The following is a 12,731-nucleotide window of genomic DNA, read 5'->3' on the forward strand; positions in this document are numbered from 1 at the left end:
TCAGGAAAGCGCCCCTGCCCCCGCCACCAACCCCTGCACCTCGGTCCCGGGCGGGGCCAGGAGGAAGACGTTGCGGTCGACGCGGTGCATGCCGCAGCCGAGGCCGAGGACGACGCCGCTGCTGAAGTCCAGGACGCGCTTGGCCGTGTCGCTCTCGGCGCCCGAGAGGTCGAGCAGGACCGGGATGCCGGACATGACCGTCTCGGCGACCTCGCGCGCGTCGCCGAAGACGTTGACCCGCAGGACGACGAACCGGCGGCGCGGTTCGGTCTCGGGTCCGGGGATCGCCCGGTGGCCGACCGCCGACGGCCACTCGTTGCGGCTGCGCAGCGGTACGACCTGGGCGAGCCCTTCCCACTGTTCGTCGGTGACGTCGTGGCCGTTCACTGCCCCCACCCCGTCCGGGCTCGCACTGATGTCTGCACCGGACAATTCTTACGCCATGTCACCCGTTCAGCCCAACAACGACACGGACCGGAGTCTCACGCGGCCAGATCGACGGCGTCGACCGCGGGCACCCGGATCCCGCGCCGCGCGGTGAGCAGGCTGGTGGCCAGCGTGGCCGCGGCGGCGGTGGCCACGACGGCCAGCCAGATGCCGGGGCCGCGTCCGGGCAGCAGCCCGTCGGTGCGTACGGCGGTGAACGGGAGGATGCCGGCCAGCGCCGCGAGTGTGCCGAAGAACACTCCGGTGACGGTCAGGACGACGCCTTCCAGGGCGACGGTCCCGAGCACCTGAGCGGGGGTCGCTCCGGCCAGCCGCTGCTGGCCGAACTCGCGGACGCGGTAGGCCGTGGCGGCGTAGAGAGAGTTGACGAGCATGACGCAGGCGAAGACGACGATGACGCCGACCACGGTGAGGTTGAGCGTCTCCAGGCTCTTGTCCGCCACCGACCGGGTCAGGCCCGAGGCCGCGATCGCGTCGTTCTCCACGCCCTGCATGTACAGGGTCGCGGTGGCCATACCGGTGAAGAGGATCAACGGCATGAGGATGCCGGAGAGTTCGGGGGCGCGGCGGCGCAGGGTGCGCACGGCCAGGTAGCCGCTCGCGCCGGTGAGCGCCGTGAGGAGGGGCTCCACGTGGCCGAGGACCGTGCGCAGCAGGCGCGTGGAGACGAGGGCGAAGCCGACCGAGAGGAGGATCGCCCCGTAGGCGGGCGCCGCCATCAGGGCCGCGTCGGTGGAGTTCATGGCGAAGGTGCTGGCCACGGCGAGCGCGCCGGTCAGCAGGGCGGCCCAGGAGGCGAACCGCCGTTTCCGGTCCGTCCTGCGCCGCCGGCCGGTCGCCGCGTCCGTGGCGCGGCGCACCGCGAGGAGGGCCGCGCCGGTGGCGGCGAGGAGCGAGACGCCGAGGCCGGAGATGAGGGCGACCGGGCCGAAGGAGTGGTGGACCGTGCCGGCGACCTGGCCGCTGTCCTGGAACACGTCGAGCAGGACGGTGCCGCCGAGCACGGCGGGGCCGGTCGCGAGGAGCGCGCCCGCCAGCGCGACGGCCACGGACTCGCCGACGATCATGCCCGTGATCTGGGCGGGGGTGGCTCCCGTGGTGCGCAGCAGGGCGATCTCCTCGGTCCGCTGGCGCACGTTGACCGTCAGGGTCGACGCGATGGCGAAGAAGACGAGGAGGGTGCCGTAGCCGCCGACGACGCTCGCCGCGGTGGTCAGGGTGTCCGCGCTGGCCTTGTCGACGCCGGGCGCGTTCGCGGTGTCGTGCAGGGAGTTGAACGTCATGATGATCGCCGCGCCGAGGAACGCGGACAGGAGCGTGGCGAGGAAGCGGCCGGGGCGCTGCCGTACGGAGCGTGCGGCGAGGCCGAGCATGGTGACCATGGTTCACACCCCTGTCGGTGTCGTGGCGGTGGTTCCGTCGATGTCGTCGCCGAGGTGGGCGAGGCGTTCGGCGATCCGGTCGGCCGTCGGGGCCCGCAGCCGTCCGGCGAGCCGGCCGTCGGCGAGGAACTGCACGGTGTCCGCGTACGAGGCGGCGACCGGGTCGTGGGTCACCATGACCACGGTCCTGCCGTGCAGCCGCACCGCTTCCTGGAGCAGCCGCAGCACGTCGCGGGCGCCGCGGGTGTCGAGGGCGCCGGTCGGTTCGTCCGCGAAGATCACGGAGGGCTCGGTGACCAGGGCGCGGGCGATGGCGACGCGCTGGCGCTGGCCGCCGGAGAGCTGGTCGGGGGTGTGCCCGAGCCGGTCCCCGAGGCCCACGTCGGTGAGGATCCGCTCGGTCCGCGCCCGGTGCACGCGCCGGCCGGCGAGCCGCAGCGGCAGGACCGTGTTCTGCGCGACGGTGAGGGTGGGCAGCAGGTTGTACTGCTGGAAGACGAAGCCGACGCGGGTGCGGCGGAACCTGGTCAGGGCCGCTTCCCCGCGGGCCGGGCCCGGTCCGCCCGTCATCTCCTCGCCGTCGACCACGACGAGGCCGCTGTCGGGCCGGTCGAGCCCGGCGGCGCAGTGCAGCAGCGTCGACTTGCCGGAGCCGGAGGGTCCCATCACGGCCGTGAAGCTGCCGGTGGCCAGGGTCAGGGTGACGTCGTCGAGGGCCCGGACGAGCGGGGCGCCCGCCGGGTCCGCGCCGCCCGTCGCGGCGCCGTACGTCTTGGTGACCTTGACGAGGCGCAGTGCCTCGTCCCGGCCGTGGTCGGAGGTCTGTTCCCGCCGATGGCTGTCGCGCATGTCGCCGCTCCCCTCGTCCGGCGCCCGGTGCGCCTCGTCCATGACGCTAGGGACGACGGGCGCGCGGGACACTGGGCGTACGGCCCGGATCGGGGGTGTCGCTACGTACACCCGGGCGCGGGCCCAGGTGTAGGCCGCGGGCGCTACACGAGCCCGCCCGAGCGGGCCAGCCACCGGCCCGCGTGCCGCGTGACCTCGATGGGGCGGCCGAAGCAGGCCGTCATGCGCTCGGCCGTCAGGACCTCGCCGACGGCGCCCCGCGCGAGGACGCGCCCCTCGCGCAGCAGCAGCGCGTGGCTGATCGCCGGGGAGAGCTCCTCCAGGTGGTGGGTGACGGTCACGGTCGCCAACTCGGGCCGGTTGGCCGCCAGTTGCCGCATGGTGTCGATGAGGTCCTCGCGCGAGGGCAGGTCGAGCGCGTTGAACGGCTCGTCGAGCAGCAGCAGCGCCGGGTCCGCCATGAGGGCGCGGGCGATGAGGATGCGGGCGCGCTGGCCGCCGGAGCAGACGCCGTAGGCGCGGTCGGCGAGGTCCTTGATCTGGAGTTCGGCGAGCAGTTCGCGGGCGCGTTCGCGCACCGCGCCGTCGTAGGACTTCCAGAGCGGCTGGACGGTGCCGCTGTGGCCGGTGAGGACGACGGTGTGGCCGGTGAGGTCCTGCGGGACGCGCTGGGAGGTGGAGACGTGGCCGATGTGGGCGCGCAGCTCGCGGACGTCGACGCGGCCGAGCCGGTGGCCGAGGACCTCGACGGTGCCGGTGGTGGGGAAGGCGGTGGCGCCGATCAGGTGCAGGATGCTGGTCTTGCCCGCGCCGTTCGGGCCGAGCAGCGCCCAGTGCTCGCCGGTCCTGACGCTCCAGTCGATGGCGTCGAGGATGACCTGGCCGGTGGTGAGGCGGCGCATGCTCGCGCCGTCGAGGGCGGCGACGACGCGTCCGCCTTGTGCGCTGCCGACCCGCTCGTCCGTCCCGTCCATAAGTGCCTCCCGCCGTGTCGCGTATCGGACGCAGAGTAGCTGTAGGCGGCATTTATCCGGGGCCGCGTCCGAGTCGTGGACGGGGTCCGGTGGACAGGGCCGTCCACCGGTCGGTGGACCCCGGGTTCCACCGGCCGCCGCTGTCGCCGGGGCACCTGCCGCGACCAGCATGGACGCCATGACCAACTACCCCGTACGTATGGCTCGTTGGAGCGCCGGACACCCCTGGCGGGCGATCTCCGGCTGGTTCCTCTTCGTGGTGCTCTGCCTCGGCGCCGGGATCGCCGTCGGCGGCACGGCCGCCACCTCGGCGGACTTCGGTGTCGGTGAGGCCGGCCGGGGCGAGGCGATCGCCCGGGACGGCGGCCTGGAGCAGAGACCCGTCGAGCGGGTGCTCATCGAGCACCGCGACGGCCGGGCCCCGCTCGACCGGGCGGCCGCCGGCGCCGCCGCCCGCGACGTCTCGGCGCGGATGCGCGCACTGCCCGAGGTGCGCTCGGTGGCCGCGCCCGTCTGGTCGAAGGACGGCACGGCGGTCCGGGTCGACGTGACCATGAAGGGCACCGAGCTCGACGGCAAGAAGCACGTCGATCCGCTGCGCGCCCGGACCGCGGCCGTCCAGAAGGCCCACCCCGGGCTGCGCGTGGAGGAGACCGGCGGCCCGACCATCAGCCAGGGCGTCGACAAGCTGCGCGGCAGCGACCTGTCCCGCACGGAGCTGATCGCGCTGCCGATCACCCTGCTGACGCTGTTCTTCGTGTTCCGGTCGGTGGCGATGGCGGCGGTGCCGCTGCTGCTCGCGCTGACCTCGATCGCCGCGTCCGTCGGCCTGTCGATGCTGGCCTCGCACGTCTTCCCGGACGCGGGCGTCGGCACGAACATCCTCCTGCTGATCGGACTCGCGGTCGGCGTCGACTACACGCTCTTCTATCTGAAGCGGGAGCGGGAGGAACGGGACCGGGCCCAGGGCCGGTTGAGCCCCCAGGCACTGGTGGAGCTGGCGGCCGCCACGTCCGGCCGGGCCGTCGTGCTCTCCGGTCTCGCGGTCGCCGTCTCCAGCGCCACGCTCTACCTCGCGGACGACGTGATCTTCTCGTCGATCGCGACCGCCGCGATCGTCGTGACGCTGGTCGCCGTGGTCAGCTCGCTGACGGTGCTGCCCGCGCTCCTCGCCAAGCTCGGGGCCCGGGCCGAACGCACGCGTCGCGGCCGGCGCGTGCGCCCGGCGAAGCGCCCGCACGCCCTGATGCGGCTGACCGCCCGGCGGCCCGCCGCGGTGCTGACCGTCGCCGTCGTCGCGCTGCTCGCCCTTGCGGCGCCGCTGCTCGGCATGAGACTGACCGACATGGGCCGCGAGACGCACTCCCGCCAGACCCAGGGCATGCCCGCCTTCGACCGACTCAACGCGGCGTTCCCCGAGGTCAAGGCCGGGCATCAGGTGGTCGTACGGGCCGGGGCGGGCCGGGCGGACGAGGTCCGGGACGCGCTGCGCTCGCTGGCCGCGCGGGCTCAGGACGACCCCGGCATGAACGGCACCTACACCCTGCGCACCTCCGCCGACCGCCGCGTCACCTCGCTCGGCCTGCCGGTCCCGCACTACGTGAGCACGCGGCCGGCCCAGGAGTCGCTGGAGCGGCTGCGGGAGCGCTATCTCCCGGCCACCGTGGGGGCGTTGGGCGTCGAGACGGCGGTCACCGGTGACGTCGCCCGCTACGCCGACTACCCCGCGCACCAGAAGCAGAAGCTGCCGCTGATCATCGGGGCGCTGCTGCTGGTGACGTTCGCGATGACGGTGTGGGCGTTCCGCTCCGTGGTGCTGGGCCTGGTCGGCATCGTGCTCAACCTGCTGTCGGCCGCCGCGTCGCTGGGTGTCCTCACCCTCGTCTTCCAGGGGAGTTGGGCCGAGGGGCTGCTCGACTTCGACTCCACGGGCACCATCGGCTCGCGCGTGCCGCTGTTCCTCTTCGTGATCCTGTTCGGACTGTCCATGGACTACCAGGTGTTCGTGATCAGCCGGATCAGGGAGGCGGTGCTGCACGGGGTGCCGACGCGGCAGGCGGTGCTGGACGGCATCGGCAGTTCGGCGGGGGTGGTGACCAGCGCGGCGTTCGTGATGGTCACCGTGTTCGCCAGCTTCGTGTCGCTGCACTTCATCGAGATGAAGCAGATCGGCTTCAGCCTGGCGGTCGCGGTGCTGCTGGACGCCTTCGTCATCCGGGTGCTGGTCCTGCCCGCGCTGCTCCTGCTGCTCGGCGAGCGCAGCTGGTGGCCGGGGCGCCACCGGGCCGTGCGGGCAGCCGGAACCCCGGCGGAGCCGATCACGGCGACCGTAGGCTGAACCGATGTTGCGACGACCACGGCGCGGCGATCCGTTCTGGATCTGGCTGCTGCACTCCTGGGACCTGTTCTCCTGGGCCGTCATGGGCCTGTTGGCCCTGATCACGGCCCTGGGGGACCTTCCGGACGGGCGGCGGTACGGGTCGCTCGCGCTGCTGGCCGCGCTCGGCGCCGCGAACGCGGCGGTCCGCAGGTGGGGCCGGCGCGGCGCGGCCGGCGGGTACGCCTACCTCGGCCTGCTGATCGCCGTCCTCGGCGAACTCGCCTACCTCCGCGACGGGTTCGGGGTGCTGTTCACCGTGGCGCTCGCCCAGTTCGTGGTCTACGCGGACAGCAGGCGCGGCGCGCTGCTCAGCAGCGCCCTGGGCGCGGTCGCCATCACGGTGGGCGGGGTGCTGCGGGAGGGCGGCGGCACGGACACGCTCGTGCGGAACACGATCTCCACGGGCGCGGTCTACGCGGCGGCCGTGCTGCTCGTGGTCCTGACTCCGCGGGCCCTGGCCCTGCGCGACGAGCGGGCCCGCCTGCGCTCCGAACTGGCCGACGCGCAAGCGGAGTTGGTGGAGGCCCACCGGCGCCAGGGGGCCGCGGAGGAGCGGGAGCGCATCGCGCGGGAGATCCACGACACCCTCGCCCAGGGGTTCGCCTCGATCATCGTGCTCGCCGAGGCGGCCCGGGCGAGTCTCGCACCCGAACAGGGGTGCACGAGCCAGCAGTTGACGTCCATCGAGCAGACGGCGCGGGAGAACCTGGCGGAGGCCCGCGCCCTGGTCGGCGCGGCGCCGCCACCGGACGGCGCGGTGCAGGGGCCGGTCGCGGGGACCCTGCGGCGCGTCCTCGACCGGTTCGCCGAGGACACCGGCATCACGGTGGACGCGGAGCTCGGGGACGCCGACTGCGACCAGCGGACCCGGATCGCGCTGCTGCGCTGCACGCAGGAGTCCCTGGCCAACGTCCGCAAGCACGCGGGGGCCTCCACGGTGAGCGCGGTGCTCACCCCGGGCCCGTACGGCATCGAGCTGGAGATCACCGACGACGGGCGGGGCTTCGACGTCGGCGCCGCGCACGGCTTCGGGCTCGACGGGATGCGCAAGCGGCTCGCGGAGCTCGGCGGCGAGCTGACCGTCACCAGTTCGCCCGGCGACGGCACCCGGGTCCTCGCCTCCCTCCCCATTTCCGTCTTCGGCCACGAGGAGCTCGTATGACCGTCAAGGACCCGGCCCGGCTGCGGATCGTCGTGGTCGACGACCACACGGTGATGCGCGCCGGAGTCGTCGCGCTGCTCGCCCCGGAGCCCGGGATCGAGGTGGTCGGCGAGGCGGACGACGGCCGGGCGGGGGTGGCGCTGGTGGAGGAGCTGCGCCCCGACGTCGCCCTGCTGGACCTGCGGATGCCGGTCCTGGACGGCGTGGAGGCGACCCGCCGGATCGTCGCGGGCCCGGCCGGGACCCGGGTGCTGATCCTGACGACGTACGACACGGACACCGACATCGAGCATGCCGTGGAGGCGGGCGCGATCGGCTATCTGCTCAAGGACACCTCGCGCGAGCAGCTGGTCGACGCGATCCGGTCGGCGGCGCGCGGCGAGACGGTCCTCGCGCCGCGCGTCGCGCAGAAGCTGGTCGCCAAGATGCGGCGCCCCGCGCAGGCCGCGCTGACCGCCCGCGAGGTGGACGTCCTCCAGGCGGTCTCCGACGGCCTTTCCAACGCCGACATCGGCAGGCGGCTGGTGATCGGCGAGGCGACCGTGAAGACGCACCTGCTGCGGGTGTTCGCGAAGCTCGACGTCAGCGACCGGACGCGGGCCGTCGTGGTGGCGATGGAGCGGGGCCTGCTGGGGCGGCCGGGCGCCGGCTGAGCCGGGCGGGCCCGCACGGGTGCCCGCGGGACCCCGGTGGAACAGGGCGTGCACGACCGTTGACACCCCCAGCGACCAAGTGATCTATTCACTTTATGAGTTACGCGGATCAGCCCTCCCTGTCCGAACGCCTCGCGGACGACATCGTCGAGATCATCCGGACCGAGCACCTCACGCCCGGCGACGCCCTCGCCTCCTCGCGCGAGCTGGCCCGGCGGTTCGAGGTGACGACGCCGACCGTGCGGGAGGCGCTGCGGCGCCTGGAGGCCATGCAGGTCGTGGAGTTCCGGCACGGCTCGGGCACGTACGTCGGGCCCGGCATCGAGCGGCGGCTGCTCGCCAATCCGCACCGGCCGCGCAGCAGCCGGCAGTCGGTGCTCGAACTGGTCGAGGCCCGCCTCGTCGTCGAGCCGGCGGTGGCCGCCGAGGCCGCCCGCGTCCGTCTCCCCCAGGCCGTCGAGCAGTTGGAGTACGCGGCGGCCAACGCCCTGTACCCGCCGGAGGAGTCGCTGCGCCGCTCGGTGCACTTCCACGTCGCGCTCGCCACCGCCAGTGGCAACGCGCTCCTCAAGGAGACCGTCGAGGCGCTGCTCCAGGTGCGTGCGCGCGACCAGGTCGAGATCCGGCACCGCTACAACGACCGGGAGCGGGACCACGCCGAGCACCTGCACATCCTGGAAGCGGTGCGGGACGGCGACGCGCGCGCCGCCGAGACGCTCACCCGGGACCACCTGGGCGCCATCCGCGACGCGGTCCTCGCCGCCGACTTCCCCGACGGAGGCGAGACCGCATGAGCGCCGAACGACCCCTGTTCCTGGCCGATTTGACGACGGAGGAGGCGGCCGAGGCCGTCGGGCGGGCCCCGGTCGTCATCATCCCGGCGGGCGCGTACGAGCAGCACGGGCCCGCGCTGCCGATCGCCACCGACACCGTGCGGGCCGAGCGGATCGCGGCCCTGGTCGGGGCGCGGCTCGCCGGGCGGGTCGTCGTCGGGCCCTCGCTGCCCGTCGGGGTCTCGCCGCACCACATGGCGTTCGCCGGGACGGTGACACTCACGACGGCCACGTTCGCGGCCGTCGTGCGCGAGTACGTGGCGAGCCTGCGCCGGCACGGCTGGCGGCGGTTCCTGGTGATCACCGGGCACGGCGGGAACAACGCGGCGCTGACCACGGTCGCGCAGGACCTGCTGGTCGCCGACCCGGAGGTGCGGTTCGCCTGGACACCGGTCACCGCGCTGGCTGCCTCCGTGATCGCGGGGCTCGGCGTGAGCGAGGTGCACGGGCACAGCGGCGAGGCCGAGACCGCCCAGATGCTCGCCCTCGCGCCCGAGTCGGTGCGCCGGGACCGGCTCACCGCGGGCGCCGTCCGCCTCGACGCCCTCAAGCCGGAGGCCCGGCTCGCCCGCACCTTCCCCCAGCCGTCGCTGACCCTGCCCTATGACGAGCTGAGCGCGAACGGGGTCCTCGGCGACCCGACCACCGTGACCGCCGACGACGGACGGGCCATCGTGGACGCCGTCGTCGAGCGGCTGTGCGCCTTCGTCGAGGAATGGCTCGACCTGTAGCACCAGCCCGCAGAAGCCCGCTCCCCCGCGCACCTTCGTCCCCTTGCACACCCACCCCTCCAAGGAGCCGTACATGAAGGGTCTGCTCCGGCGTGCCTGCGTCCTGGCCGCCGCGCTCGTCGCTCTCCCGCTCGCCCCCGCCGTCGCGGCGGCGCCCGCCCCCGCCTCCGTCGGGTGCGGCGTCCCCGCTCCCCAGGCCCCCGGCTCCAGCGTCCTGCACACGCTGAGCAGCGGCGGCCGCGAGCGGACGTACCAGCTGCACCTGCCCGACGGCTACGACCCCGGGCGGAACTGGCCGCTCATCGTCGCCTACCACGGGCGGGGCAACACGGGCGCCGGGACCGAGGCGTTCTCCCGGCTGTCCACGCTGCCCGCCGTGGTCGCGTACCCGAACGGCGTGGTCGGGACCGGCGACGGCGAGCGCCAGGCGTGGCAGGGGGCGCCGTACGCGGCGGCCGGGGTGGACGACGTGCTCTTCACCGAGGACCTGCTCGACGAGATCGAGGCCCGGTTCTGCGTCGACACCACCCGCGTGTACGCGACGGGCAAGTCCAACGGGGCGGGGTTCACCGGGCTGCTGGCCTGCCGCTCGGCGAGCCGGTTCGCCGCCGTCGCACCGGTCGCCGGCGCCTTCTACCCGGACACCGGCAAGAATTGCAGGCCCTCGCGGCCCGTCCCGGTGCTCGACTTCCACGGCACCGGGGACACCACCATCCCCTACGCGGGCGACGCGGAGCGCGGCCTGCCGCCCGTCCAGAAGTGGGTCGGCGACTGGGCGCAGCGGGACCGCTGCACGACCCGGCGGCCCGACACGGTGACCGGGCCCGACATCACCACGCGGCGCTGGACCGGCTGCACGGGCGGCGCCGAGGTGACGCACGTCGCCGTGGCCGGCGGCGGGCACACCTGGCCGGGCGCCGACGGGTACAGCGGCGGCGGTCACACCACGCAGACCATCCAGGCCCACGCCGTGATGTGGGACTTCTTCCGGCACCACCACCTCACTCGTAGCGCGCGCTAGCGGGAGACGCCGACATGTCCGTACAGAGACAAGCACCGCCGCTCGACACGGCGCCGCGACTGCCCGTGGTGCTGCGCGCGCTCGCGGTCGTCGAGCGGGCGGGCAACGCCCTGCCGCACCCGTTCTGGCTGTTCTGGATCCTGTCCGCGGTGCTCGGCGTGGTCAGTGCCGTGCTGGCCGGGGCCGGCGTCTCGGTCGTCTCCCCCGCCGACCACGAGACGGTCGCCGTGCGGAACCTGTTCAGCGGGGACGGGCTCGCCATGGCGGTGTCGACGATGGTGTCGAACTTCGCCGCCTTCCCGCCGATGGCGACCATCGTCGTCGTCATCATGGGTGTCGCGGTCGCCGAGCGCAGCGGGTTCCTCGCCGCCGCGATGAAGGTCGGCGTGGCGCGGGTGCCCGCGTCCTGGGTGGTCTTCGCCGTCGCCTTCGCGGGGACGGTGTCGCACGTGGCGTCGGCCGCCGCGTACGTCATCCTGGTGCCCCTGGGCGGCCTCGCCTTCCGGGCCGTGGGGCGCTCGCCCGTCCTCGGCATCGTCGTGGCGTACACGTCGATCGCCTCCGGTTACGACGCGAGCCCGGTCCCGACTCCGAACGACGCGATCTTCGCGGGCATCACCACCGCGGCCGCGAAGATCACCGGCGGCGACGACGCGTACGTCTCGCCGCTGTCCAACTGGTTCTTCAACATCGCCTCCTCCCTGCTCCTGGCCGTGGTCATCACGCTCGTCACGCGGTACGTCCTCGCGCGCCGCCCCGGCCTCGACGCGGACGCCGACGCGGACCTGGAGGACCTGGCGTCGCTGCGGCTCAGCGACCGGGAGCGGGGCGCGCTGCACGCGGCGCTCGTCGCGCTCGGCGGCTGCCTGGTGCTCGTCGTGGCCGTGCTGCTGCCGGTCTCCTCGCCGCTGCGCGGGGATGGCGGCTCGATCGTCGACTCGCCGTTCCTGGACGGCATCGCGGCGGTCGTGGCCTGCCTGTTCGCGGTGACCGGCATCGTGTACGGGGTGCGTTCGGGGTCGATCGGCGGGCCCGGTGACGTGCCGAAGCTGATGGCCGAGGGCGTCAGGCAGATGGCGCCGGTGCTCGTGCTGTTCTTCGCCATCGCCCAGTTCCTCGCCTACTTCGACTGGACGCACATCGGGGACGTGCTCGCGGTGCGGGCGGCGGAGGCGCTGACGCACAGCGGCATGCCGATCGTCCTGGTCTTCCTGCTGATCCTGCTGCTGCTGACGCTCGTGAACGTGATGGTGACCAGCGGCAGCGCGATGTGGGCACTGGCGGCGCCGGTCCTGGTACCGATGCTCATGCTCGTGAAGGTGCCGGCCGAGACGACGCAGGCGCTGTTCCGGATCGCCGACTCGGGGTCCACGGCGATCACGCCGATGAGCCCGTACTTCGTGATGGCGCTCGGCTTCCTGCAGCGGTACCGCAAGAGCGCGGGCCTCGGGACGCTCGCCTCGTACACGCTGCCGCTGGCCGTCGCCATGACGGTGGCGTGGACGCTGCTGTTCCTGGCGTGGTGGGCGCTGGGGATCCCGCTCGGGCCGGGCGCGGCGGTGCGCTGAGCGGCGCCGCCGGGAGGGCGGACCGCGGCCCGCCCTCCCGTGCCCACCCCCGGGGCCGTCAGCTTGCGGAGGTCAACTGGCGCAGAGCGACGTCGAGTTCGAGCACGTTGACGGTCGGCTCGCCCATGAAGCCGAGGAGCCTGCCGTCCTTGTGGTCGTCGACGAGCCGCTGGACCCGGGCGGGCGACAAGTGGTTGCGCTGGGCGACGCGGTGCACCTGGAGGTCGGCGTAGCGCGGGGAGATCGCCGGGTCCAGGCCCGAGCCCGAGGAGGTGACGGCGTCGGCGGGGACGTCCGAGGGCCGCACGGTGTACGTCGCCGTGGAGTTGTCCTTGACCACGGCGGCCCGGGCGTCCCTGACCTGCTCGATCAGTTCCTTGTTGTCGCCGGAGAGGTTGGTGGCGCCGGAGAGGATCAGCCGGTACCGCGTGTTGACGCTGTTCTCGCCGAGGCCGTTCGACGGGCGGGGCTGGAACCACCGCAGGTCCGGCGCGCCGTCCTCGGTGAGGTAGGTCTGCCCGATGAGGGAGGAGCCGACGACCTTGCCGTCGGAGGTGAGTTCGGAGCCGTTCGCGTGGTGGGAGAAGGCCGCCTGGGCGACGCCGGTGACCGCGAGCGGGTAGAGGACACCGGTGACGACGGTCAGGACGATCAGGGCGCGCAGCCCCGCCCACAGCAGCCGGACCGTGGTTCCCGCGGAGGTGTTCATGGTGATCAGCACGCTTTCGAGG

12 protein-coding genes are annotated in these 12,731 nt (G+C 73.7%); 7 read left to right on the plus strand and 5 right to left on the minus strand.

The window, feature by feature from the left end; translation table 11 throughout:
* From ACIBW6_RS09565 to ACIBW6_RS09580, 4 genes are all read right to left on the minus strand, one after another.
* Nucleotides 1-387 (minus strand): cell division protein SepF, encoded by a 387-nt coding sequence (locus ACIBW6_RS09565; protein ID WP_399058494.1) that lies wholly within the window; start codon nt 385-387, stop codon nt 1-3.
* 95 nt (nt 388-482) lie between these two features.
* Nucleotides 483-1,820 (minus strand): FtsX-like permease family protein, encoded by a 1,338-nt coding sequence (locus ACIBW6_RS09570; protein ID WP_399058800.1) that lies wholly within the window; start codon nt 1,818-1,820, stop codon nt 483-485.
* Nucleotides 1,821-1,832: 12 nt separating this feature from the next.
* The gene (locus tag ACIBW6_RS09575) at nt 1,833-2,678 is read right to left on the minus strand and encodes an ABC transporter ATP-binding protein (RefSeq protein ID WP_399058802.1); all 846 of its coding nucleotides are present in this window, start codon (nt 2,676-2,678) and stop codon (nt 1,833-1,835) included.
* Nucleotides 2,679-2,821: 143 nt separating this feature from the next.
* Nucleotides 2,822-3,652 carry an ABC transporter ATP-binding protein gene (locus ACIBW6_RS09580; RefSeq protein ID WP_399058496.1) on the minus strand — a complete coding sequence of 277 codons (831 nt, stop codon included), beginning with the start codon at nt 3,650-3,652 and terminating at the stop codon, nt 2,822-2,824.
* A gap of 178 nt (nt 3,653-3,830) precedes the next feature.
* Here ACIBW6_RS09580 and ACIBW6_RS09585 point away from each other — a divergent pair, with 178 nt between their 5' ends.
* From ACIBW6_RS09585 to ACIBW6_RS09615, 7 genes are all read left to right on the plus strand, one after another.
* Nucleotides 3,831-5,990: an MMPL family transporter gene (locus tag ACIBW6_RS09585; RefSeq protein WP_399058498.1), complete on the plus strand. Its 2,160-nt coding sequence runs from the start codon at nt 3,831-3,833 to the stop codon at nt 5,988-5,990.
* 4 nt (nt 5,991-5,994) lie between these two features.
* A complete protein-coding gene (locus tag ACIBW6_RS09590; RefSeq protein WP_399058500.1) occupies nt 5,995-7,194 on the plus strand; it encodes a sensor histidine kinase in 1,200 nt (399 codons plus the stop codon).
* A complete protein-coding gene (locus tag ACIBW6_RS09595) occupies nt 7,191-7,847 on the plus strand; it encodes a response regulator (protein ID WP_399058502.1) in 657 nt (218 codons plus the stop codon). The genes ACIBW6_RS09590 and ACIBW6_RS09595 overlap by 4 nt, the downstream gene beginning before the upstream one ends.
* A gap of 95 nt (nt 7,848-7,942) precedes the next feature.
* Nucleotides 7,943-8,641 (plus strand): FadR/GntR family transcriptional regulator, encoded by a 699-nt coding sequence (locus tag ACIBW6_RS09600; protein ID WP_399058504.1) that lies wholly within the window; start codon nt 7,943-7,945, stop codon nt 8,639-8,641.
* A complete protein-coding gene (locus tag ACIBW6_RS09605) occupies nt 8,638-9,411 on the plus strand; it encodes a creatininase family protein (RefSeq protein WP_399058506.1) in 774 nt (257 codons plus the stop codon). Before ACIBW6_RS09600 ends, ACIBW6_RS09605 begins: the two co-directional genes overlap by 4 nt.
* 73 nt (nt 9,412-9,484) lie before the next feature.
* Nucleotides 9,485-10,432, plus strand: a complete 948-nt coding sequence (locus tag ACIBW6_RS09610) for an alpha/beta hydrolase family esterase (protein WP_399058508.1) — start codon at nt 9,485-9,487, stop codon at nt 10,430-10,432.
* Nucleotides 10,433-10,446: 14 nt separating this feature from the next.
* The gene (locus tag ACIBW6_RS09615) at nt 10,447-12,000 is read left to right on the plus strand and encodes an AbgT family transporter (protein ID WP_399058510.1); all 1,554 of its coding nucleotides are present in this window, start codon (nt 10,447-10,449) and stop codon (nt 11,998-12,000) included.
* 58 nt (nt 12,001-12,058) lie between these two features.
* On the opposite strand, the gene ACIBW6_RS09620 is transcribed toward ACIBW6_RS09615, so the two are convergent.
* A complete protein-coding gene (locus tag ACIBW6_RS09620; RefSeq protein WP_399058804.1) occupies nt 12,059-12,709 on the minus strand; it encodes a potassium-transporting ATPase subunit C in 651 nt (216 codons plus the stop codon).
* Nucleotides 12,710-12,731 lie beyond the last annotated feature (22 nt).

The organism is Streptomyces sp. NPDC049813 (genome assembly GCF_044465085.1).
Lineage (GTDB): Bacteria > Actinomycetota > Actinomycetes > Streptomycetales > Streptomycetaceae > Streptomyces.